A 22,988-nucleotide genomic window follows, 5' to 3' on the forward strand; every position below is an offset into this window, starting at 1 on the left:
CATTGGGCCGGGCCATTGGCGAGACGGGGGTGCCGCCCCAACTGCCCTGCAGAAAAGCGGAGAGGACGCATGGCCAAGGACGGGTTGAGCGACGACCAGGTACGGGACCTGCTGCTGAAGACACGCCGGATCGCGGTGGTGGGCGCCTCTGACAAGCCAGGCCGCCCATCCAACGGCGTCTTCGGCTTTCTGCTGGCCCGTGGCTACGACGCCACTCCCGTGAACCCCGTCCTGGATGGCCGGGCCGTGCATGGCGTGCCCGGCGTCGCCGCGCTGGAGGAGGCGGAGCCCCTGGATATGGTGGATGTCTTCCGCCGCAGCGAGGATGCCGGCGCGGTGGTGGACGACGCCATCCGGCTGGGCGCCAGGTCCATCTGGCTCCAACTGGGCATCTGGGACGATTCGGCGGCAGAGCGGGCGCGGGCGGCGGGAATCCCCATCGTGATGGACCGATGCCCGGCCATCGAATGGGGGCGGCTGGGGCTGCCCTCCAGGGTGCCCGCATGACGGCAAGATTAACATCTTGAAAGATTTCCCCGGACGGGCCATTTCGCGGCCGTCGTGGGCATTCGCCCGCAACAAGGAGCTTTGAGGTATATGACCGAGGAAGAGCGCCGTATTATCACCGCTTTCGTGGAGCGCGTGGCCGGCGTCGCGCCGCAAGCGGCCACGGCTTCCGCCGGCCCCTGGGGCGCCCGCAGCGTTCCCAGCACGCAGCCCGCGCCCAATCTACCTCCCGTGGACCCGGAAGCGGACCGCCTGATCGGCGACCTCTTCAGCCGCTACCCCGAGGCCCGCTACCGTATCACCCAGACCGCCTTCGTGCAGGAAGCGGCGATGGTGCAGGCGCAGAACCGCATCCAGGAGCTGGAGTGGCAGCTGGAGAACCTGCGGAACCAGGAGCAGGCGAACCAGCAGCAGTCCCGCGGCGGCCTGTTTGGCGGCATGTTTGGCGGTGGCAACCGGCAGCAGGTGCCCTATACCCCGCGCCCGCAGCCGATCCAGCCGCCCATGGGCGCGATGAATCCGGCCATGATGCAGCAGAGCCGCGGCAGCGGCTTCCTCGGCACGGCGCTGACCACGGCGGCCGGCGTCGCGGGCGGCATGGTGCTTGGCAACGCGCTGATGGGCATGTTCTCCGGTGGCGCGGCGCATGCGGCGACTGCGGCCTCGGACGCTGCCTCCGGTGCGGCGGGCGCCTTCGGCGAGCAGGCGGTGGACACGCCCGCCGCCTCCCCCTGGACCGATCCGGGTGGCGCGCAGAACGATGCCGCGCCGGTTTCCGACCAGGGCGGCTGGGGCGGCAATGACGCTGCCGGTTACAGCAATGACGCAGGCGGTTACAACGACGCTGGCGGCTTCGACGAGGAGATTTGAGCCATCAGCAAGGCTCATCGATCCGGCACATAACCTCGCCAGATCATCATTGACCCGATCGGGGGCGCAGGCGCAGCCTGCGCCCCCGATGCGTATCCCCGACCTTGATCTCGACCTGCTCCGCTGCTTCGTCCAGGTGGCGGAGCGTGGCGGCTTCACCGCGGCGGCGCCGGCACTCGGCCTGACGCAATCGGCCATCTCCCTGAAGATCCGCCGGCTGGAGGAGCTTTTGGGCCGCCGGGTGCTGGAGCGCACCAGCCGCAGCGTCGCCTTGACTCCGCAGGGCGAAACGCTGCTCGCCTATGCCCGCCGGATGCTCGCCCTGAATGAGGAGGCGGTGCGGCAACTCGTCGCGCCACCCGTCACCGGCCGGCTGCGCCTGGGTGTCGCGGACCACTTCGTGCCACGCAATCTGGCCCCCTTGCTGGCCCGCTTCGCCCGCTCCCATCCCGGTGTCCGTCTGGAGGTGGAAGTCGGACGGTCCCATGATCTGCGCCGCGCGATGGAGGCGGGGTCGCTCGACCTTGTCCTGGGCAAGCGGCGAGACGGGGAGAGCGAGGGCACAGTGCTCTGGACCGAACCGGTGATCTGGGCGGCCGCCCCCGGCTGGAGCCCGCCGGAGGGTCGCCCCCTGCCCCTGGCCATGCTGCCAGCAGGATGCATGTTCCGTGACCGGGCGCTGGCCGCCCTCGCCCGCGCCGGATGGGAATTCGAGATCACCTATACCTCTCCCAGCCTGCTCGGCGTGGCGGCCGCCGCCCAGGCGGGGCTGGGCGCGACAGTGATCGGCGCCTCCGGCCTGCCTGAGGGGCTGGCGCCGCTATCCGGCCTGCCGCCGCTGGGTGCCGCCGAGATGGCGGTGTTCGGTGATGTGGCGGGGCTGGCGCCGCTGGCCGGGCCGCTGGTTCAGGCCATTCGCGAGACGGTCGGCCAAGCCGTGCCTCTCGCTGCCTGAACAGGCCTGATTTGGCCACTCCCTTTGAACTGCTTCTCGAGGCCCTGGCCTGGATCGGCACGGCCGCCTTTGCCACCGCGGGGGCGTTGGCGGCTGCGCGCAAGCAAATGGACCCCGTGGGCTTCCTGCTGGTTGCAGGCGTCACGGCGTTTGGCGGTGGCACTCTGCGGGACCTGATGCTGGGCCTGCCCGTGGCCTGGCTGGGGCAGCCCGATCTGGCCGTGCTGGCCGCGACCTTCGCCATGCTCGTGTTCTTCATCGCGCCGCGGGTGGAGCGGCGCGTGACCTTCCTGCTTTGGGCAGATGCGGCGGGGATGGCGGTCTTCGCGGTGCTGGGCGCAGAGGCCGCCACACGCGCCGGGGCGGCGCCCTGGGTGGCCGTGATGATGGGCGTCATGACCGCGAGCTTCGGCGGGCTGATCCGCGATGTGATCTGCGGCGAGATCCCCCTGATCCTGCGGCGCGAGATCTACGCCACCGCTGCCGCGGTGGGGGCCGGCGCCTTCCTGGTGCTGAGCGGGCTGGGGGCCTCGCGCAGCCTGGCGATTGGCCTCGGAGCGCTCGCCGCTTTTGCAATCCGCGCCTTGGCGCTGGGCGGGGGCTGGTCCCTGCCAGCCTATGGCGGCAAGCCAGCCAGTGGCGCCGCCGATCCAGCGCCGGACGGTGATCACGGCATCTCTCCGGAGCCGTAGGGCAGGCCCTGGGAGCAAAAAGCCTGGAGAGAAAGAATTCTCCCCAGGCCCCTGATCTTTTTCTTCGAGTTTGAGGCGCGCCTGGGCTGCTCTCAGTCCCCGCTCTTCGCCGGCTCCGGCAACGGCATCACTGGCCCGGGGGCGCCGGCACCAGCGATCTCCTTGCCGCCGAGGTCGTGATGCAGCTTCACCGGGTCCAGCTCACCCTCCCAACGGGAAATGACGATGCAGGCCACGGCGTTGCCCACCAGGTTCGTCAGTGCGCGTACCTCACTCATGAACTTGTCGATGCCGATCAGGATGGCGAGCGAGGCGATGGGAATGTCCGGGATAACCGAGAGCGTGGCGGCCAGGGTGATAAAGCCCGCGCCCGTGACGCCCGAAGCCCCCTTGGAGGTGAGCATCGCCACCAGCAGGATCGTCAGTTCCTGCCCCAGGGTCAGGTGGGTGTTCGTGGCATAGGCCAGGAACATGGTGGACAGCGTCATGTAGATGTTCGTGCCGTCCAGGTTGAAGGAATAACCCAGCGGCACGGTGATGCCGACCACCTTCGGAGAGGCGCCGACCGCTTCCATCTTGCGCATCAGCTGCGCCAGCACGCTTTCCGAGGAGGAAGTGCCGAGGACGATCAGCAGTTCTTCCCGGATGTAGTTGATCAGCCGGAAGATGGAGAAGCGGCAGAGCTTCGCGATGGTTCCGAGCACCACGATCACGAAGAACAGGGAGGTCAGGTAGAAAGTCGCCACCAGCTCCGCCAGGCGGAAGATGGAGGAGAAGCCATAGGCACCGATAGTGAAGGCCATGGCACCGAAGGCGCCGACCGGGGCGGCCTTCACCACGATATTGACGATGCCAAAGAACACCGCGCCGGCCGCATCAATGGCGTGGGAAATCGGCTCGCGCAGCCGCTCCGGCAAGGCGTTGATGGCGAAGCCGGTCAGCACAGCCAGCAGCAGCACCTGCAGCAGGTCGCCCTTGGCGAAGGCATCGATGAAAGTGTCCGGGATGATCGCCAGCAGATGGGCCGTGACGCTGTCCGAGGCTGCCTTCTGCGCGTAGCCCTGGATCGCCGCGGCGTTCATCTGGCTCGGGTCGATGTTGAAGCCCGCGCCCGTGTGGAAGATCTTCGCGACACCCAGGCCGATGATGAGCGCAAAGCTGGAGACCACCTCGAAATAGACGAGCGACTTGATGCCGACCCGTCCCACGCTCTTGGCGTCCCGCACCGACGCAATGCCGTGCACGATAGTGAAGAACACCACCGGGGCGATAACCATGCGGATGAGCTTGACGAAGCCATCCCCCAGCGGGCGCATCGCGGCGCCGGTTTGCGGCCAGAAAACTCCCACGGCCACGCCGAGGACAATGGCGATGAGGACCTGCACATAAAGCAGGGAGAGAGCGCGTCTGATCATGTGGGTTCCGTGCCGAAGGAGGCCGGAACGCGATGGGCCCCCGCCTGTCGATAGGTCAGGGCTTATGACAGACGACTTATATAAGACAACGGGAGGAATGGAACGGGCGGCCCCGCATGCAAGTCATGGCTCAGTCGCTCGATGTTGAACCTGATTAAACAATAGTAACTTACAAGAAAGAATGACCCGCTTTTCTGGCAGAACGGAAAGGACGAGTGTCGGGGCGGCCCTGGACGGGCCTCCTCCATTCAAGAAGCATTAATTCCCAACATTTCGGCATAGCGCAGGGTCGCCTTCAGCCCCGTGCCGGTCAGGACGACCACGACCTTCTCTCCCGGCCGCACCCGGCCATCAGCGGCTAACTGTCCAAGGGCAGCCACGGCCTGGGCGCAAGTCGGCTCCACATAGATACCTTGACGCGCCAGGAAGAGTGACGCTTCCGCAATGGCCTCCTCGGTCATCAGCACGCCGCCGCCGCCGCTGCGGGACAGGGCTTCCAGCACCTCCTGCGGACGGATCGGCTGGGCGATGGCGGTGCCTTCGGCGATGGTAGGCTGGGGCGCCTCCTGCGGCAGGCCCAGCGCCGCCCGGGCAAGCGGGCCGCAATTCGCGGGCTGGGCAGCATAGAGGCGCGGCAGGCGGGCAATCTGGCCGGCACGCAGCAGTTCCCCAAAGCCGATGTCGCAGCCCAGCACATTCGATCCCGCCCCGCAGGGAATGACCACCGCGTCCGGCGCGTGGAAGCCCAGATCCTCCCACAGCTCATAGGCCAGGGTCTTGGTGCCCTGCAGGAAGAAGGGATGCCAGTTATGGCTGGCATAGAAGAAGCCGGATTCCGGGTCGTTGCCCTGGCGCAGCGCCTCATTGGCGCAGTCCTGGCGGGTGCCGGCCGTGAGCTGGATCTCCGCTCCGGCGGCGACGGACTGCACGGTCTTGGCGGGAGAAGTGGTGTCGGGAACGAGGATGCGCGCCTTCATCCCCCCTGCCGCGGCATAGGTCGCAATGGCCGCCCCGCCATTGCCCGAGGAATCCTCCAGCACCGCCGTGATGCCCTGGTCCCGCAGCAGGGAGAGCATGACCGAGGCGCCCCGGTCCTTGAACGAGCCGGTGGGCATCAGCCATTCGCATTTCAGCAGCGCGTCCAGCCCGTGCAGCTGCCGTGGCAGGAGCGGGGTACGTCCCTCCCCCATGGTGATGGGCGCCTTCGGGCGGAAGGGCAGGGCCGCGGCATAGCGCCAGAGACCGGGAGCGGTGGGATCGATCGAGTCGCGAGTGATACCGGGCAGGTCGGTTAGCAGCAGGGGCTGGCCGTCATCGCCGCGCCAGCGCGGGATTTCCAACGGCCAGGTCTGGCCGCTGCGTGGGTCAAGATAGGCAGTCATGATACATCCTTGCACGCGGGGCGCGGCACGGTGTCTTGCCGCCGGGCGGCCCGCAAGGGATACCCCAGCCATGACTCAACATACCGATGCCGAGGCCGTCGTCGCCCTCGCCGCCGAGCTCGTCCGCATCGACAGCCGGTCCTTCGTCTCGAACCTTCCGATCGCCGAGCGGGTCGAAGCGGCCCTTGGCGGCTTTGAGATGGAGCGCCTGGACTACAAGGACGCGAACGGAGTGGTGAAGCGGGCGCTGGTCGCGCATCGCGGCGGCCCTGGTGGGCTGGCCCTGTCTGGCCATATGGACACGGTGCCGGATACAGGCTGGCAGGAGGACCCCTTCTCTGCCCGGATCGATGAACAGGGCATGATGCACGGGTTGGGCACGGCCGATATGAAGGGGCCCGTGGCCGCCTGCATCGTAGCCGCACGCGGCCTTCCGGCGGATGTTCCTGTCACGCTGCTGATCACCACCGACGAGGAGACGACCAAGGCCGGCGCCGCACTGATCGCGGAACAGTCGGCCCTGGCCCGGAAGGCGGCGCTGCGCGGGATCATCGTGGCGGAGCCCACGAGGCTGGCGCCCATCCGCGGGCATCGCGGCACGATTAATTTCGAGGCGGTGGCTACGGGCATCCAGGCCCATTCCTCCACCGGCAAGGGCGTGAACGCCAATCTCGCACTGATCCCCTTCCTGGCGGAGATGCGCGCCCTGCACGACCGGCTGCGGAACGAGGCCGCATTCCGGGATGAGGGTTACGACCCGCCCTTCCCCGACCTGAATCTGGTGATCGACAATCACGGCACGGCCATCAACGTCACCGTGGCCCGCGCCACGGCGCGGATAAAGTTCCGCTACTCCCGCAAGCTCGATCCGACGCCCGTGGTGCAGGCGGTGCAGGCGGCAGCAGAGCGAGCGGGGCTGGAGCTGCGCATGGTGATCGACGGCACGCCGCCTGAGCTGCCGGCGGACCACCCGCTGGTCCAGGCAGTGGTAACCGCGACGGGGCAGCCTGCCCGCACCGTGCCCTTCGGCACCGATGCCACGCGGCTGAACGCTCTGGCGCCCTGCGTCGTGCTTGGGCCCGGCGATATCGGCGTGGCGCATTCTCCACATGAGCATGTTCCGGTAGCGGAGCTGGCCGCGGCGGTGCCGTTGTTTCGCGCGCTGCTGCGCGGCGGGGTTTAGCCAGGGCCGATCCCGTTCCGGTGGAAGCGCCGGAACGGGTGAGGATGACCTGCAAACAAACCGGTCCAGACAAAAAGCCTCAGGCGTTCGGTCCTGCCATCGTCTGATACGCAGCAGCAGGCGCGTGACGAGGAAGCACGACGGACCGGCTGCACGAAACCATCGAGCGAGCGCAGCCCAGCACCCAGAGCCCCGACGTTTCTTGCGCCTTCCACTAGGACCGCCTGCAAGTCACCGGTACTAGTTAGGTCAGGACACTGCGGCATCACCTCTGCTTTGCCCGACGCAGCAGGTTGAGCAGCCGAAGTGTGAACCGTAAGCGCGAGCCTCGCTCGCGCCGGCAGCTTCGGCCAATTATCTAGCGTCAGGATCTCGGTCTCGGTCCAACGAGCCAGTCGCCCAACTGCGAGCGCACTGCGGTCCTCTCAGCACAATTTGTTATAAAAGCGCAACAGTGTGAGGTAAACAACGTCTTATCCTATGTATACCAAACTCCATAATTTTATTAAATGTTATCACCGAAACTTCAGCAGAAAAGCAAAGTACCGCCGGAATAGCTTGTATCTTTCTGCAACAACGGGGTGCATCATCTTGGATGGGACGACGACAATGTGCCGCCGCCGCCATCAAGGAGAAGATGTGCGATGTCCTTCCTCCATACGTCCCGTATGTTCGCAGCACTTGGTCTTGGGGCAGCTCTGATGAGCCCCTTAACTGCGCAGGTTCATGCAGACGAGGGCTCGTCGCCCTATGACGGCCCTTCGAAGTTTAAGGCAGCGTCTAAGGTTCCCGGCCCGTCCTGGATGCTCGGAAGCATCGACGAGCTTGCCTTCGGCACCCAGTCCTCCACCAATGAGGGCTCGTCACCTTATGACGGCCGCTCGAAGTTTATTGCGGCCTCCAAGGAAATGTCATCGAAGCAGGACAGCTTGGCCAAGCCTGTCACATCGAGCAGCAGCCTCGATCTGTCGGGTGCCACAGGAGGTGGCGGCCAGCACCAGTAGGTGCCGCGCTTCGGAGCACGAGATTCCGCAGGCGCTGAGGCTGTGAGTGCGTAAGAGAACGCATCGAACCTGATGCGATGCAGGATCGCAGCAATGCTGCGATCCTGCCGCTATCCTTGGTCATTCGGCAGGCGCACGGCATGTCCTGAAGCCGCTATCTCCAGCCTTGTCCGGGGCACCTGCCTCTACAGAACCTCTCTGGGAGGAGAGCCATGAAACGCCGTGCTCTGTCCACCATAGCCGCATGGGCCGTGGTGCCTGGACTTGCTCTGCCGGAAGAGGCAGCCGCCCAAACAGCCGACGACGTCGTGGGATCGTGGAAGCTGGTTTCTCTCACCACCGCGGATGGGCGCAATAGGGCTGACCTGTTCGGTCGCGAGCCACGAGGACAGATGATCCTGGGCGCTGACGGCCGCTACATGGTGATTGTCATGCGTCGCGAGCTTCCTACCATCGGGATGAAAACACGCGCCTCTGGCACGCCAGAGGAGAACCAAGCGATTGTCCAGGGAAGCATCGCCCACTACGGAAGTTACACAACTGATGAAAGCAACAAGATTCTCGCCTTTAGAGTTGAAAGCAGCACCTTTCCGAATTGGGACGGGATTGAGCAGAGGCGCCCCATTACGCTCGATGGGGATACCTTGACCGTTATCAACCCGGCTAACTCGGCAGGAACGGGAGCAAGCCAGATCGTCTGGCGACGGAACCGCTGAAGCCTGTTGGCTCCTGAGCCGATTACGGAAGCGCTAAAGCAAAGGGCATGAGGAAGGAGAACGCGGCCCTGCGGCCGCGCCCCCTGATCAGACACTCTCTGCCGCCCTTTGCTCAGCCGGTGATGCCTGAACCACCCAGATGTCCAGGTACAAGCTGTTGGCAGTGGAAGCAGGTGCGTCGCGTGCAGAGCACGCAACGCGCTGACAGGCACCGAGGAGGCGCTGTCCGTAGCTCGTCCAATTCCTTTATCGGTGACGTCGGTCCAGGCGATCCGTGAGGGCGACTTACGGAACCTCCTCATCACCCGCCGTAGAAACGGATCAGGCCGCAGCGGGGGCCTTCCAGGACAGTGCTTAGCGATCTGCGCAGGTTCCGCCACCGGTTCTGCGTCTGGATTCCATGCAGGCCTTGCTGTAGGCCCTGGACCGTCCTTACGGCCTGCTTGCAGCCACGAGAGTGGGTCAGGGAATCTGCTCGCCGGCATCAGATGCCGGAAGGTTTACGTTCCGTCCTGATTTGCGTAGCTTTCAGTCAAGCCGGACACCCAAGCTGGGGCAGCAGCCGGCCGCCTATCAAGGGCGCACTGAAACGAGGGAAACGGGAACGTCGCATGAGCATCACCACCGGCTTTGGCCGCCGCAGCCTGGTGGGCGCGGCAGCGGGCGCCCTGCCTCTCTTCGCCATTGGCCGGGCCCAGGCGGCGGATGTGACGCTGCGCCTCTCCAACAACCTGCCCATCACACACCCGCTGAATGTGAGGCTGCGCGAGGCGGCGGAGGCTATCGGCAAGGAAACCGGCGGCCGGGTCGAACTGCGCGTCTTCCCAAACAACCAGCTCGGCTCCGACACGGATGTACTGAGCCAGGTGCGCTCCGGTGCCGTGCAGATGATGACCATCTCGGGCCTCATTCTCTCCACCCTGGTGCCTGCCACCTCCATCAACGGCATCGGCTTCGCCTTTACGGACTACCCGACGGTCTGGAAGGCGATGGATGGCGAACTCGGCGCCCATATCCGGGGCGAGGTGGGCAAGGCCGGGCTGATCATGTTCGAGAAGATCTGGGACAACGGCTTCCGCCAGATCACCTCCTCCACCCGGCCGATCAACACGCCGGCCGACCTCGCGAATTTTAAGATCCGCGTGCCCGTGAGCCCGCTCTGGACCTCGCTGTTCAGCGCCTTCGGCGCCGCCCCCACCTCGATCAACTTCGCCGAGACCTATTCGGCGCTGCAGACACGCATCGTGGATGGGCAGGAGAACCCGCTGGCGGTGGTGGAGACGGCGAAGCTTTACGAGGTGCAGAAATACTGCGCCATGACGAACCACATGTGGGATGGCTTCTGGCTGATCGCCAATCGCCGCGCCCTTAGCGCCATGCCGGCTGACCTGCGTGGCACCGTCGAGAGGATCCTGAACGCGGCCGCGATGAAGCAGCGCGAGGATGTCGCGGCCCTGAACCAGTCGCTGGAAGGGCAGCTTAAGCAGCGCGGCGTGATCTTCAATAATCCGGAGCCCGCCGTCTTCCGCGCCAAGCTCCAGCAGGCCGGCTTCTACAAGGAGTGGAAGGAAAAGTTCGGCAACCAGGCATGGGGCCTGCTGGAGGGCGCGGTCGGCGGGCTGGCATGAACGAGGCCTTTTCCGCCGCCGTGGCGCCAGGCTCCATGACAGGGGCCGAAGGACTCCTCCGCACGATGGTCCGCAGGGTCGAGGCCATGGTTGGCGGCGCCGTGGCGGTGGCGGCCTCGGCGCTGGTCACGGCCGAGATCCTGCTGCTCCTCTCGGGCGTGATCGCGCGCTACGTGCTGCACACGCCGCTCATCTGGGCTGACGAACTGGCCGTCATCCTCTTCATGTGGCTGGCGATGCTGGGGGCGGTCATCGCCTTCCAGCGCGGCGCGCATATGCGGATGACGGCGCTGCTGGCGCAGGCCAATCCCGGCCTCCGCAGCATGATGGAGGTGCTGGCGATCACCGTTCCGCTGGCCTTCCTGCTGATCCTGCTTCCGACCGCCATCGAATATGCCGAGGAGGAGGCGTTCATCACGACGCCGGCGCTCGGTATCGCCAATACCTGGCGCGCCGCGGCGCTGCCCACGGGCATGGGGCTGATGGCCTTTATCGCGCTGTGCCGCCTGGCGCGCGCCGAGAGCCTGTGGCGCTCCGCGCTGGGCCTCGCTCTGACTGCGGCACTGGTCTACGGCCTCACGGCGCTGGCCCCCGTCTTCCCACCGCTTGGCAATCTGAACCTGCTGATCTTTCTGGTGGCCGGCGTGGCGCTCGCCGTGCTGTCGGGCGTGCCCATCGCCTTTGCCTTCGGCATCTGCACCCTGGCCTATCTCGGCCTGTCCACCGATCTTCCCATCTTCGTCATGGTGGGGCGGATGGAGGAAGGGATGAGCCATCTCGTCCTCCTGGCCGTGCCGCTCTTCGTCTTCCTCGGCCTGCTGATCGAGATGACCGGCATGGCGCAGGCCATGGTGGCCTTCCTGGCCTCGCTGCTCGGCTCGGTACGCGGCGGGCTCTCCTACGTGCTGATCGGCGCGATGTATGTCGTTTCCGGCATCTCGGGGGCCAAGGCGGCGGATATGGCGGCCGTCGCGCCAGCCCTTTTTCCGGAGATGAAGGGGCGCGGCTCCGATCCCGGCGACCTTGTCGCACTGCTTTCCGCCACAGGCGCGCAAACCGAAACCGTGCCGCCGAGCCTGGTGCTGATCACCATCGGCTCGGTCACCGGCGTCTCCATCGCCGCCCTCTTCACCGGCGGCATCCTGCCGGCCGTGGTCCTGGGCGTGATGCTCTGCCTCGTCGTGCGCCGCCGCTACCGGCATGAGGACGTGTCCGGCGTGCGCCGCGCCTCTTGGCGCGAGATCGCACGGACCTTCGCCATCGCGCTCCCGGCGCTCGCCCTTCCCTTCATCATCCGCGCCGCGGTGGTGGAAGGCGTCGCGACCACCACCGAGGTCTCGACCATCGGCATCGTCTATGCGGCGCTGGCCGGACTGCTGCTCTACCGCCGCTTCAATGTCCGGCGGCTGGGGCCGATGCTGGTCGACACGGCCAGCCTTTCGGGCGCCATCCTCCTGATCATCGGCGCCGCGACGGCCATGGCCTGGTCGCTCACCCAGTCCGGCTTCTCCGCCGACCTCGCGCGCGCCATGGCGGCGCTGCCCGGCGGGGCAATCGCCTTCATGATCGTCTCCATTATCGCCTTCATCATCCTGGGCAGCGTGCTGGAGGGGATTCCGGCCATGGTGCTCTTCGCGCCCCTGCTCTTTCCCATCGCGCACCAGCTCGGCATTCATGAGGTGCATTATGCGATGGTGACGATCCTCGCGATGGGGCTCGGCCTTTTCGCGCCGCCCTTCGGCATCGGCTACTACACCGCCTGCGCGATCGGCCGCGTCGATCCGAATGAAGGCTTGCGGCATATTTGGGGCTACATGGCCGCGCTGCTGGCCGGACTGCTCATCGTTGCCGCGGTACCGTGGCTCTCGATCGGGTTTCTCTGACGGGGACGCGGCCACCCCAACCAGCCCCTGTCCTACCGGCCGTCGTGAAGCCGGCCCGGCCGGTGCCACGCCGCGCGGCCATGGCATCGGGTGCCATCCTCGCCGGAGTGTGACCCCCTTCATGCCGTGACCTCCAGGCCCCTCCCCTGCTTATCCGCACCGGATGGGCAGGGGTTTCGAATGACCGGAACGGCTTTGGCGTCACGGGACAAGGTGGCGGTGGTGACAGGCGGCACCATGGGCATCGGCCGGGCCACCGCGCAGGCCTTCGCGCGGGAGGGCTGGTCCGTCGCCGTCCTGGCGCGTGGCGAGGAGCGGCTGCGCTCCACGGAAGCCGAGCTGAAGGCCCTGGGCGCCCGCGTGCTGGCCATCCGCGTGGACATGGCCGATGCCGAGGCCGTGAATGCTGCCGCTGACCGGATCGAGCGGGAACTGGGCCCCATCGAGGCATGGGTGAACAACGCCATGGTCACCGTGGTGGCGCCCGCCCGCGACATCTCGCCGCAGGAATTCCGGCGCGTGACGGATGTGACCTATCACGGGCTGGTCTTCGGCACGCTGGCGGCGCTGCGCCACATGCGACCGCGCAACCGGGGCGCCATTGTGCAGATCTCCTCGGGCATCGGGGTCCGGGCCGCACCGCTGCAATCTGCCTATTGTGCGGCCAAGGCTGCGGCGCAGGCCTTCACGGACAGTCTGCGGACCGAACTGCTCCATGACCGCACGGAAGTCAGCCTGACGGTGCTCTACCTGCCAGCCGTGAACACGCCGCAGTTCCGGCACACCCGCAATCACACCGGCCATGCTCAGCAGCCGCCCGACCCAGTCTTCGACCCGCGGCTCTGTGCCAACGCCGTCCTCTCCGCTGTGCGAGATCCGCAACGGGAGATCTGGGTCGGCCGCTCCACCTTGGAGATGGTGGCAGCACAGGCTCTGGCCCCGGGCCTGGCCGACCGGTACGCGGCCCGGATGTGGGAAGCGCAGTTGGAAGCAGGCCCGCCGCCGAACCCGGCCGGCAACCTGTTCGATCCAGGCACGCATGACCCGGGCGTGGACGGGCCGTTCACCGATCGGGTGAAGCCCGCGCGCCACGAATTCGTCACCAGCCGGGCCCGGAAGCTGGCGACGCTCGGCGTCACCGCGCTGGGGATATTGGGGGTCACGGCGCTGGCTGCTCCAGTGGTGGCGGCGATCCGGCCATCCCGGGACAACCCGCACCGCTAGGCAACGACCTCAACATCTGGACTGACGGAGGAGCACGGAAAGGGCCGGTGCGCACGGCACTGTTGGTGCCGGCCGGCGGAGCTCTGCGTTCGATGCGGAACTTGCAGCGCCACAGAGCACCGGCAACTCAGGGCCGGAGGCGGTATTGCCGCTGAACCATCACGGCGTGCCGAGCAGGGGCAGCCAGACCGCCAGGGCAGCGAGCACCACCAGGAGGACTGGCGGCGTGATGGCCAAGCCGACCTTCATGTACTGCCCCCAGGTGATCGTCGTGCCCTTGCGGGCGAGGACGTGCAGCCAGAGGAGGGTCGCAAGGCTGCCGATCGGGGTGAATTTCGGGCCAAGGTCGCAGCCGATCACATTGGCATAGATCATCAGTTCCCGGATGGCCGGCGGGATACCTTGCGCCTGCTCGATCGCCAGGGCGCCGACAAGCACGCCGGGCATGTTGTTCATCGCGGAGGAGAGCAGCGCGGCCCCGAAGCCAGTGCCGATCGTCGCGGCCCATGGCCCGTGCCCGGCCAGCCAGGTCAGCGCCTGGGCAAGATGGTCCGTAAGACCGGCGTTCCGCAGCCCATAGACCACCAGGTACATGCCCAGGGAGAAGACGACGATCTGCCACGGCGCCTCGCCGAGCACCTTCCGGACGGCGACCACGGCCCCTTCCCCTCCCCGATGCCAGCGCCCGGCCAGCACGAGCATGAGCAGGGCGGCCGCACCGGTGACCGCCGCGACGGGCACGCCCAGAGGCGCGAGGACGAAATAGGCCAGGAGCAACACCGCCAGCAACGGGAAGGCCGCACGGAAGATGAGGTGGTCGCGAATGGCCGAGGACGGCGCCACCAGTTGTTCGAGCGGATAGCTGACCGGAACTTCGCGCCCGTAATAGGCCCAAAGGACGCCAAGCGTGGCCGCAAGGGACGCCAGATTTACCGGCACCATCACCGCCGCGTAGCGGTCGAAGCCGATGCCGAAGTAGTTAGCAGAAACAATGTTGACGAGGTTGGAGATCACCAGGGGCAGGCTGGTCGTGTCCGCCACGAAGCCGGTGGCCACGATAAAGGCCAGGGTCGCGGCCGGCGTGAAGTTTAGTCGTAGCAGGATCGCCATGACGATAGGCGTGAGCAGCAGCGCCGCGCCATCATTGGCGAAGAAGGCCGCGATGACAGCTCCAAGCATGACGACCAGCGGAAAGAGCCGGCGGCCGTGTCCCCCACCCCAGCGGGCCACGTGCAGGGCGGCCCACTGAAAAAATCCCGCCTCGTCCAACAGCAGCGAGATGATGATAAGGGCCACGAAGGTGAAAGTGGCGTCCCAGACGATTCCCCAGACGACGGGCACGTCGGCCCAGCCGATCACCCCTGTCAGCAGGGCGAGAAGCGCGCCGCCCATGGCGCTCCAGCCAATACCGAGTCCGCGCGGCTGCCAGATGACGAGGACGAGGGTGACGAGGAAAATGGCCAGGGCCAGCATGACGGCGTGTTCTCGCTGAGTGGACGCGATACGCCGGCCGCCGCCCAGAGCGGCAGAGCGATACGTCTCGACGTGAAGAAAATTGGCGCTCCGGGCGCGTCAGGTCACACGCCGGCCCTCGGGGTCGATAACGGCCTGGCCATCCTCCTTGGTGAAGGGGCCGCGTTGCGCCAGCGGCAGGATGTCGAGAACCACCTCAGACGGGCGGCAAAGCCTGACGCCACGTTCCGTCACCACCAGCGGACGGTTGATGAGGATGGGATGCTTCAGCATGGCATCGATGAGTTCATCATCCGTGAGCGCCGGGTCATCCAGGCCGAGCTCCGCATAGGGTGTGCCCTTCTGCCGCAGCACACCGCGGGGTGTCAGTCCCGCCCGGCCGATAAGCTGCATCAGCAGGCCGCGCGACGGGGGCGTCTTCAAGTACTCGATGACGTGGGGCTCGATCCCGGCATTCCGGATCATCGCCAGCGTATTGCGCGAGGTTCCGCAGTCGGGGTTGTGGTAGATGATGACGTCTGTCGTCATGGGGCGGCCTTCTCGGGCGGACAGCAGGGCAGCAGGTCGGCGACCAGGGGTTGGCAGACTTCGGCGCGGCCGCCGCAGCAATCCTTGACCAGGAACACCGCCACTTCCCGCAGCCGGTCCAACTCGGCGCGATAGACGATGGAGCGACTCTGCCTCTCCGGTCGCAGGAGCCCGGCGCGCGTCAGAATGCCCAGATGCGTGGACATCGTGTTCTGCGGGACATCCAACTGCCGGGCGATCTCGCCGGCCGCCAGCCCGTCCGGCTCGTGACGGACCAGCAGCCGGAAGGTCTCCAGGCGTGTTTCCTGGGAGAGGGCGCTCAGGCAAAGCAGGGCGTCTTTGCTTTCCATAAATCGAGTATGGTGGATATTACGCCTTGGTCAAGGGACAGGGCGGGCTCGTATTCGCCCCTCCTCCAGGAGAAGGTTGAAGAAGCTTGTGTAACAACTGTGCTGCAAGGCAACCGCAGGCAGCACATGAACTTAGCACACGAAAAATCGGCCACGGGCCGACAGCCTGCCTTGGCCCATTGAGCACCACAGGGCTGAATCTGGCATCGCTCGCGCCGGCCGCATGGCGGCTTAGGGTGCTCGCCCAGGTGAAACCACTGCCTGTCATATTTCTTTCATCGATTTGAAATCTTGCCGTCGCGGAGACCCCCTTAGGTTCCGGCTCGGCCGCGGGGCGCCCCGTCAGGAGCGCATGCCCGGACCTAAACATGCCTACGGAGACCACACGGTGAATCGACGCAGCCTTCTGCTCACGGCCGCCCCCCTAATCGGGGCCAGCCTGCTGAGCGGCCGTTCGGCCTTCGCCCAGCAGGCCCAGATCACGGGCGCCGGTGCGACGTTCCCGAACCCGATCTACCAGAAGTGGGCCGAGGCCGCCCGTTCCGGCGCCAATATCGCCCTCAACTACCAGTCCGTGGGCTCGGGCGCCGGCCAGGCCCAGATCCGCAACCGCACGGTCGATTTCGGCGCCTCCGACGCCCCGATGTCCACCGATGTGCTCCGCGAGAACAACCTGCTGCAGTTCCCGACCGTGATGGGCTCGCTGGTTGCCATCGTGAACATCGAGGGTGTGGCCGATAACCAGATGAAGCTGACGGGCGAGCTGCTCGCGGACATCTATCTGGGCAAGGTCACGAAGTGGAATGACCCCCGCATCGTCGAGCTGAACCCCGGCCTGCGCCTGCCCTCCACGGCGATCGCGCCGGTGTACCGCGCCGATGGCTCCGGCACGACCTATGTGTGGGTTTCCTACCTGTCGGCCGTCAGCCCGGAGTGGAAGCAGAAGGTCGGCATCGGCACTTCCGTCCGCTTCCCTGCCGGCACCGGCGCCCGTGGCAACGAGGGTGTTGCCGGCACCGTCCGCAACGTCCGCGGCGCCATCGGCTATGTCGAGAACGCCTACGCGACCCAGAACCACCTGGTGTCCACGCAGATCCGCAACAAGGCCGGCTCCTTCGTCCAGCCGACCCAGGCCAGCTTCATCGCGGCGGCCGAGAATGCTGACTGGACCGCGCCGGACTTCGCGGCGAACCTGGTCGACACCCAGGGCGCCCAGTCCTGGCCAATCGTCTCCCCGACCTTCATCATCGTTCCGAAGAACCCGACCGACGCGGACAAGGCCCGCAATGTCCTGCGGTTCTTCGACTGGGCCTACAAGAACGGGGACCAGCTGGCGAGGGACCTGGAGTACATCCCGCTTCCGGCCGCAGTGAAGGACGCCGTCCGGAACGCCTGGGCGCGCGAGATCAAGGTTAACGGTCAGCCTGTCTGGACCGGCGGCTGACCTGATCGCCTGAATACCGACTTGCGGGCGGCGGTTCTCCGCCGCCCGTTCTCTCCTGGAGACAGCCGTGTCCGATGCCGTAATCCAGCCAACCGCCACCCCGGCCCGGCCCACCCGGAAGGCCTCCGGCGCCTTCGGTGACGTGTTGTTCGCGGCCCTCTGCCAGGGCGCGGGCATTCTTGTCCTTCTGCTCCTGGGCGGCATCATCATCGGCTTGCTGATCGGCGGCTGGCCCGCTTTCCAGCATTTCGGCCTATCCTTCATCTGGGGTACCGACTGGGATCCCGTCCAGGAGGTGTTCGGAGCGGGCGTATCGATCTACGGCACGATCCTGACCGCCGTGCTGGCCATCATCCTGGCCTTGCCACTCGCATTCGGCGTTGCCTTCTTCCTGACTGAACTGGCCCCCGAATGGCTCCGGCGCCCACTGGGCACAGCCGTCGAGCTGCTTGCCGCCGTCCCGTCGATCATCTTCGGCATGTGGGGCTTCTTTATCATCGTCCCGCTGATGGCAGCCTATGTGCAGCCCACCGTCATCGACACGGTGGGCGAGTTGCCCATCATCGGCGACCTCTTCCAGGGCCCGCCCTTCGGCACCGGTCTCTTCACGGCGGCCTTCATCCTCGCGATCATGATCCTGCCCTTCATCGCCGCGACGATGCGGGACGTCTTCCTGCAGGTGCCGGGCGTCTTCAAGGAAAGCGCCTACGGCCTCGGGGCCACACGGTGGGAGGTGATGCGCAAGGTCGTGCTTCCTTACACACGGGTTTCCGTGGTGGGCGGCATCATGCTCGGCCTTGGCCGCGCCCTGGGCGAGACGATGGCCGTCACCTTCGTCATCGGCAACGCCAACCGGATCGCGCCCTCCCTGTTCGGCCCCGGCAATACGATTGCCTCCGTGGTGGCCCTGGAATTCGGCGAAAGCCAACTCGGGAGCCTCAAGCTGTCAGCCCTTCTGGGCCTGGGCTTCATCCTGTTCGTCATCTCCTTCCTGGTGCTGGCGACCTCCCGCTGGCTGCTCCGCTCCCGGCTGAAGGCCTGACCGATCATGAGCACGACCATGTCTGCCCCAGCCGCTGACGAGTCCGTTCATCGCGTCAAGCGTGACCCCGAGACTGCCGCGAAGCTCGGAAAACGCCGCCGCCGGACTGACCAGATCGTCCAGACGCTCTGCATCATCGCGACGGCCGTCGCGGTCGCCTTCCTGATCTCCATCATCCTTACCCTGCTGGCCCGGGGCATTGAGGCTCTGAGCCCACGGATCTTCACGGAGGTCACCCTGCCCCCCGGCTCGAATGGCGGCCTTCTGAACGCCATCGTCGGCAGCCTCATCCAGGTCGCCATCGGCACCGCCATTGGCACGCCGATCGGCCTGCTGGTCGGCACCTACCTGGCGGAGTACGCTCGCGGGTCTGCCATGGGCGGCGCGGTGCGCTTCGTCTCCGATATCCTGCTCTCGGCGCCCTCCATTCTCATCGGCCTTTTCGTCTACCAGATCCTGGTGGTTCCGTTCGGTGGCTTCTCCGGCTGGGCCGGATCCGTGGCCCTCGCCATCATCGTCATCCCAATCGTGGTGCGGACGACCGAAGATATGCTGCGCCTTCTTCCGGACACCCTCCGCGAAGCGGTGATCGGGCTCGGGGCCCCGAAATGGAAGATGATCACGCTTGTCGGCTGGCGCGCTGCCGCGTCGGGCATCACGACCGGCGTCCTGCTGGCCATCGCCCGCGTGGCAGGTGAGACGGCGCCTCTGCTCTTCACCTCGCTGGGCAATAATGGCTGGAACATCAACCTGTCCGTGCCCTATCCCAGCCTGCCGATCGCCATCTACTCCTTCGCCGCGTCGCCCTATGAGGACTGGATCGCCCTCGCCTGGACCGGCGCCCTGGTCATCACAGTCGGCGTCCTGGCCCTCAACATTATCGCGCGGGCCGTCCTGCGCGCCCCCAAGCAGTAGGATATGCCTCAATGAGCGGTAGCAGCGCTCCATCGTCCTCGGCTGCCATCCCTGGCGCCACCGACGCCGTGGTTGCCCGCGGGGCAGCCCAGGACACCACCCACGGCGCATCCTTCGGCGGCATGACGGCGCGGTCCTCCGCCCTCATGAACCCGGCCCGTATCGCGATCCGCAACCTCGAATTCTTCTACGGCGCCAACAAGGCCCTGAAGGGCATCACGCTCGATCTGCCGGATCGGCAGGTGACCGGCATGATCGGTCCTTCCGGCTGCGGCAAGTCCACCCTGCTGCGCGTACTGAACCGCATGTACAGCCTCTATCCCGGCCAGCGAGCCGAAGGCGAGGTCATGCTGGATGGGCAGAACATCCTGGACACTGACCTCGACCTGAACGCGCTTCGGGCGAAGATCGGCATGGTCTTCCAGAAGCCCACGCCCTTCCCCATGACGATCTACGAGAACGTGGCGTTCGGCATCCGCCTGCACGAGAAGCTCTCTCGCGCGCAGACGGACGAGCGTATCGAGTGGGCCCTGACCCGGGCGGCGATCTGGAACGAGGTGAAGGACCGGCTGCACAGCTCCGCCATGGGCCTGTCCGGCGGTCAGCAGCAGCGGCTCTGTATTGCCCGCACCATCGCCGTGCGGCCGGACGTGATCCTGTTCGACGAGCCGACCTCGGCGCTCGATCCTATCAGCACCCTCAAGATCGAGGAGCTGATCGACGAGCTGAAGCAGGATTTCACCATCGCCATCGTGACCCACAACATGCAGCAGGCCGCCCGCTGCGCGGATCAGGTGGCCTTCTTCTATCTGGGAGAGTTGGTGGAGGTGGCGCCCGCGGCGCAGCTCTTCACGGCACCGCGGCATCCCCGCACCCAGGAATACATCACCGGCCGTTTCGGCTGAGCCGGGAGCAAGTCATCATGGATCGTCCAACGGAGCGTATCGTGAAATCCTATGAGGAGGAGCTCAAGCGCCTGCGCGAGCTGATCGCCCGCATGGGTGGCCTTGCTGAACGGCAAGTGGCGGATTCCGCCTATGCCCTAGTCCGTCGCGACACGGAAATGGCCGGAGAGGTGGTCGGTCGCGATGCCCCGATCGATGCGCTGGAACGCGAGGTGGACGCCTTCTGCGTCCGGCTCCTCGCCCTGCGCCAGCCCATGGCGAGCGACCTGCGCTTCATCGTCGCCGCGCTGAAGATCAGCCAGGATATCGAGCGCATCGGCGACTACGCCCGTAACGTCGCCAAGCGCGCCATTATCATCTCCGGCCAGCCTTTCCTTGGCGGGGTCAACGGTTTCCAGTGGATGGCGCAGCTGGTCCAGCGCAACCTGAAGGACAGCATCGATGCCTTCGTGAAGGATGATGCCGACTTGGCGGAGCGCGTCTGGGCTGCCGACGCCCCGGTGGACGACATCTACACCGGCATCTTCCGGGAGATGCTGACCCATATGATGGAGGATCCGCGGAATATCACCGCGGCTACCCACATGCTCTTCATCGCCAAGAACTTCGAGCGCATCGGCGATCACGCGACCAACATCGCGGAAACCGTGCATTACGCCGTTCGCGGCGCCGTGCTGCCCGAGGACCGGCCCAAGGCCGACGTCTCGACCGATCTGCCTCCACCGCAAGTGCTCGGCGCATGAGGGCCATGACGCTTCCCGAGGGCCAGCGCCCCACCATTCTGGTGGTGGAGGACGAGGCCCCGCTGCTCACTCTTCTGCGCTACAATCTGGAAAAGCAGGGCTTCCGGGTGGAAGAGGCGACGGACGGGCCGGAGGCGCTGATCCGCGTCGCCGAGAACAAGCCCGACCTGATGCTGCTGGACTGGATGCTGCCTGCCATGTCCGGGCTGGAGGTCTGCCGCCAGCTTCGCCGCCGCGCGGAGACGCGTGATCTGCCGATCATCATGGTCACCGCCCGCACCGAGGAGGCGGACGCGGTCCGCGCCCTCGACACCGGTGCTGACGACCATATCGGCAAGCCCTTTACCATCGAGGCGCTGCTGGCCCGCATCCGCGCCGTGATGCGTCGCTCCGTCGGCCCCACCACGAAGGGCGCGCTCACCTGGCAAGACATCGTCATGGACCAGGACGCGCATCGCGTTACGCGCGCCGGCCGACCGCTCCATCTCGGCCCGACCGAGTACCGTCTGCTGGAGTTCTTCCTTCAACATCCCGGCCGCGTTTTCTCGCGCGAGCAGCTTCTCGACGCAGTCTGGGGGCGCGACATCCATGTGGAGCTGCGGACGGTGGACGTGCATATCCGTCGCCTCCGCAAGGCGGTGAATGGGGATGGCGAAACCGACGTGATCCGCACTGTCCGCAGCGCAGGTTATTCGCTGGATGTGGAAGGCTGACGCCGCCTTTGCGGCTTCGGAAAATGGCCGGTTGCCTCCGCAAAGCACCACGTCTGGCAGCCCGGCCATGCCGCAATAGCTGACACCCCGGGAGACGGAAGGACAGGTTGAAGGGCAATCCGGCATTCGCCCCGGAACCAGGGTGTGCCAGGAATGGCTTGGACCACCAGATGGTCCTCTCCCGGCGCGATCGCAGCGTGGAGTTTGATGGCGCGCGAGTAAGCTTGGGCGAGAGTGCTTTCGCCCTGCTGTTGCTGATGGCCCAACGCTTTCCACAGACGGTCAGCAAGGAGGAGATCGCCAGGCATCTCCGGCTGTTCTCTTGCATCGACCGCCTCGCGGCCAGCCGGATGCATGTGAGCTCGCTCAGGACCCAGCTCCGCGCGGCAGGCCTCCCGGAACTGATTGTCACAGAGCCGCGCCGTGGCTACCGGCTCGTCGCCTGGGTCACGCCTTCCATCGAGTCCCCCTTCCACACGGCAGCCGGAACAGGCTCAAGGCGCCCGGTGCTGCTATTCCGGCGGGATTGCTCGATCCAAGGTGCGGGAAGGCGAAGTGAACTGACGCCGAGCGCTTTCGCCATTCTCGAACTGCTGGCCCGGCATTCTCCTCAAGCCCTTCGTAAGGAAGCCATCGCGGGCCACTTAGGGTTGCATTTTTGCACGGACCGCGTCGCCAGCGTGAGGGCTCATATGAGCCAACTTCGCTCGCAACTCAGGGCCGCGGGCCTTCCGGGTCTGGTTCAGTCCAAGCCGGGCGCCGGTTACTGGCTGGCTGACTGGGCATGGCCATCTCTCGCCGCTTCCGAAGATGATTGTGCGAGCACAGCCTTGCCCAAGGCACATGGAACCGGATCAGCTTCCTGGTCCGCCGTTGCGCAGGCCGAGGGTGCCTTCCTCCCTGCGGATTGGAGGCAAGAGGAGCTGGAGAAGCCGGACGGCTCGCAGGACGGCATCGTCATCACCCTTTTCGGTCTCGTCGATGCGGCCAACCGGGTTCTCCAGTTTCCGTCAAGCAGGCTCTATATCGGCACGCCGCGCGACTTCGATTTCGTCGCTGCCCTGATGTGCCGTGAGGGGGGCGAAGTTCAGGAGGCGGATCTCCTGAAGATCTGCCGCTACACTCAAGGTTCCTCCGGCCCTGCGATCCTCAGGCGCAGTGCGAGGCGCCTGAACAAGATGCTGGAGGAATGCGGCTCTCCGTTCCGGATCACCACTGCTGAAAAGCGGTATGGTTCCGCGTACCGGGCAACTCCGTCGGGCGACACCACGCAGGTTGCACACCGACACAGTGGGAGCATTTGCCACTCCGGACCGAACAGCCAGGACGCCAGGTAATCTCCTGATCGGGAGCCGACCTCGGACCGGCAGACTCTTCGAGGGAAAAGGCCGAGCAGCACCGCCGCAGTCGGTTTGA

Annotated in this window: 22 protein-coding genes; 17 read left to right on the forward strand and 5 right to left on the reverse strand. The window is 66.1% G+C overall.

Features of this window, described 5'->3' with window-relative positions; translation table 11 throughout:
- Positions 1-69 precede the first annotated feature (69 nt).
- The 4 genes from ACO1BU_RS07495 (at position 70) to ACO1BU_RS07510 (ending at position 3,024) form a co-directional block, all read left to right on the forward strand.
- A complete protein-coding gene (locus ACO1BU_RS07495) occupies positions 70-507 on the forward strand; it encodes a CoA-binding protein (protein WP_481133215.1) in 438 nt (145 codons plus the stop codon).
- Positions 508-597: 90 nt separating this feature from the next.
- Positions 598-1,377 carry a DUF2076 domain-containing protein gene (locus ACO1BU_RS07500; RefSeq protein ID WP_424135291.1) on the forward strand — a complete coding sequence of 260 codons (780 nt, stop codon included), beginning with the start codon at positions 598-600 and terminating at the stop codon, positions 1,375-1,377.
- Positions 1,378-1,465: 88 nt separating this feature from the next.
- A complete protein-coding gene (locus tag ACO1BU_RS07505; RefSeq protein ID WP_424135292.1) occupies positions 1,466-2,332 on the forward strand; it encodes a LysR family transcriptional regulator in 867 nt (288 codons plus the stop codon).
- A gap of 11 nt (positions 2,333-2,343) precedes the next feature.
- Positions 2,344-3,024, forward strand: coding sequence for a trimeric intracellular cation channel family protein (locus tag ACO1BU_RS07510; protein ID WP_424135293.1), 681 nt, complete (start codon positions 2,344-2,346; stop codon positions 3,022-3,024).
- A gap of 92 nt (positions 3,025-3,116) precedes the next feature.
- Here ACO1BU_RS07510 and dctA read toward each other — a convergent pair whose 3' ends face one another.
- Both dctA and ACO1BU_RS07520 read right to left on the reverse strand, forming a co-directional pair.
- Positions 3,117-4,439, reverse strand: a complete 1,323-nt coding sequence (gene dctA / locus ACO1BU_RS07515) for a C4-dicarboxylate transporter DctA (protein WP_424135294.1) — start codon at positions 4,437-4,439, stop codon at positions 3,117-3,119.
- Between the two features lie 248 nt (positions 4,440-4,687).
- The gene (locus ACO1BU_RS07520) at positions 4,688-5,821 is read right to left on the reverse strand and encodes a threonine synthase (protein WP_424135295.1); all 1,134 of its coding nucleotides are present in this window, start codon (positions 5,819-5,821) and stop codon (positions 4,688-4,690) included.
- Between the two features lie 70 nt (positions 5,822-5,891).
- On the opposite strand from ACO1BU_RS07520, the gene ACO1BU_RS07525 reads away from it, so the two are divergent.
- The 6 genes from ACO1BU_RS07525 to ACO1BU_RS07550 all read left to right on the forward strand — a co-directional run bounded on the left by ACO1BU_RS07525 (position 5,892) and on the right by ACO1BU_RS07550 (position 13,459).
- Positions 5,892-7,004: a M20/M25/M40 family metallo-hydrolase gene (locus tag ACO1BU_RS07525; RefSeq protein ID WP_424135296.1), complete on the forward strand. Its 1,113-nt coding sequence runs from the start codon at positions 5,892-5,894 to the stop codon at positions 7,002-7,004.
- Between the two features lie 644 nt (positions 7,005-7,648).
- Complete coding sequence (locus ACO1BU_RS07530; RefSeq protein ID WP_424135297.1) at positions 7,649-8,008, forward strand: hypothetical protein; 360 nt, start codon at positions 7,649-7,651, stop codon at positions 8,006-8,008.
- A gap of 212 nt (positions 8,009-8,220) precedes the next feature.
- Positions 8,221-8,724: a lipocalin-like domain-containing protein gene (locus tag ACO1BU_RS07535; protein ID WP_424135298.1), complete on the forward strand. Its 504-nt coding sequence runs from the start codon at positions 8,221-8,223 to the stop codon at positions 8,722-8,724.
- 611 nt (positions 8,725-9,335) lie between these two features.
- Positions 9,336-10,352: a TRAP transporter substrate-binding protein gene (locus ACO1BU_RS07540; RefSeq protein ID WP_424135299.1), complete on the forward strand. Its 1,017-nt coding sequence runs from the start codon at positions 9,336-9,338 to the stop codon at positions 10,350-10,352.
- Positions 10,349-12,235, forward strand: coding sequence for a TRAP transporter large permease (locus ACO1BU_RS07545; protein ID WP_424135300.1), 1,887 nt, complete (start codon positions 10,349-10,351; stop codon positions 12,233-12,235). The genes ACO1BU_RS07540 and ACO1BU_RS07545 overlap by 4 nt, the downstream gene beginning before the upstream one ends.
- 180 nt (positions 12,236-12,415) lie before the next feature.
- Positions 12,416-13,459, forward strand: a complete 1,044-nt coding sequence (locus ACO1BU_RS07550; RefSeq protein WP_424135301.1) for an SDR family oxidoreductase — start codon at positions 12,416-12,418, stop codon at positions 13,457-13,459.
- Positions 13,460-13,618: 159 nt separating this feature from the next.
- Here ACO1BU_RS07550 and ACO1BU_RS07555 read toward each other — a convergent pair whose 3' ends face one another.
- The 3 genes from ACO1BU_RS07555 to ACO1BU_RS07565 form a co-directional block, all read right to left on the reverse strand.
- Positions 13,619-14,932, reverse strand: coding sequence for an arsenic transporter (locus ACO1BU_RS07555; protein WP_424135302.1), 1,314 nt, complete (start codon positions 14,930-14,932; stop codon positions 13,619-13,621).
- Positions 14,933-15,031: 99 nt separating this feature from the next.
- Complete coding sequence (gene arsC / locus ACO1BU_RS07560; RefSeq protein ID WP_424135303.1) at positions 15,032-15,460, reverse strand: arsenate reductase (glutaredoxin); 429 nt, start codon at positions 15,458-15,460, stop codon at positions 15,032-15,034.
- Positions 15,457-15,810, reverse strand: coding sequence for an ArsR/SmtB family transcription factor (locus ACO1BU_RS07565; protein WP_424135304.1), 354 nt, complete (start codon positions 15,808-15,810; stop codon positions 15,457-15,459). Before ACO1BU_RS07565 ends, arsC begins: the two co-directional genes overlap by 4 nt.
- Positions 15,811-16,198: 388 nt before the next feature.
- On the opposite strand from ACO1BU_RS07565, the gene pstS reads away from it, so the two are divergent.
- From pstS to ACO1BU_RS07600, 7 genes are all read left to right on the forward strand, one after another.
- Positions 16,199-17,254 carry a phosphate ABC transporter substrate-binding protein PstS gene (gene pstS / locus ACO1BU_RS07570; protein WP_424135305.1) on the forward strand — a complete coding sequence of 352 codons (1,056 nt, stop codon included), beginning with the start codon at positions 16,199-16,201 and terminating at the stop codon, positions 17,252-17,254.
- Between the two features lie 67 nt (positions 17,255-17,321).
- A complete protein-coding gene (gene pstC / locus ACO1BU_RS07575) occupies positions 17,322-18,296 on the forward strand; it encodes a phosphate ABC transporter permease subunit PstC (RefSeq protein ID WP_424135306.1) in 975 nt (324 codons plus the stop codon).
- A gap of 18 nt (positions 18,297-18,314) precedes the next feature.
- Positions 18,315-19,211, forward strand: coding sequence for a phosphate ABC transporter permease PstA (pstA, locus tag ACO1BU_RS07580; RefSeq protein ID WP_424135307.1), 897 nt, complete (start codon positions 18,315-18,317; stop codon positions 19,209-19,211).
- A 122-nt stretch (positions 19,212-19,333) separates the two neighbouring features.
- Complete coding sequence (gene pstB, locus ACO1BU_RS07585; protein WP_424135527.1) at positions 19,334-20,116, forward strand: phosphate ABC transporter ATP-binding protein PstB; 783 nt, start codon at positions 19,334-19,336, stop codon at positions 20,114-20,116.
- Between the two features lie 17 nt (positions 20,117-20,133).
- Positions 20,134-20,859, forward strand: coding sequence for a phosphate signaling complex protein PhoU (gene phoU / locus ACO1BU_RS07590; RefSeq protein ID WP_424135308.1), 726 nt, complete (start codon positions 20,134-20,136; stop codon positions 20,857-20,859).
- Positions 20,856-21,572 (forward strand): phosphate regulon transcriptional regulator PhoB, encoded by a 717-nt coding sequence (gene phoB / locus ACO1BU_RS07595; RefSeq protein WP_424135309.1) that lies wholly within the window; start codon positions 20,856-20,858, stop codon positions 21,570-21,572. The genes phoU and phoB overlap by 4 nt, the downstream gene beginning before the upstream one ends.
- A gap of 158 nt (positions 21,573-21,730) precedes the next feature.
- Positions 21,731-22,909: a winged helix-turn-helix domain-containing protein gene (locus ACO1BU_RS07600; protein WP_424135310.1), complete on the forward strand. Its 1,179-nt coding sequence runs from the start codon at positions 21,731-21,733 to the stop codon at positions 22,907-22,909.
- Positions 22,910-22,988: the final 79 nt, after the last annotated feature.

Origin of the sequence: Roseomonas chloroacetimidivorans, assembly GCF_049629625.1 — a bacterium.
In the GTDB taxonomy this organism is placed as follows: domain Bacteria; phylum Pseudomonadota; class Alphaproteobacteria; order Acetobacterales; family Acetobacteraceae; genus Roseomonas; species Roseomonas chloroacetimidivorans.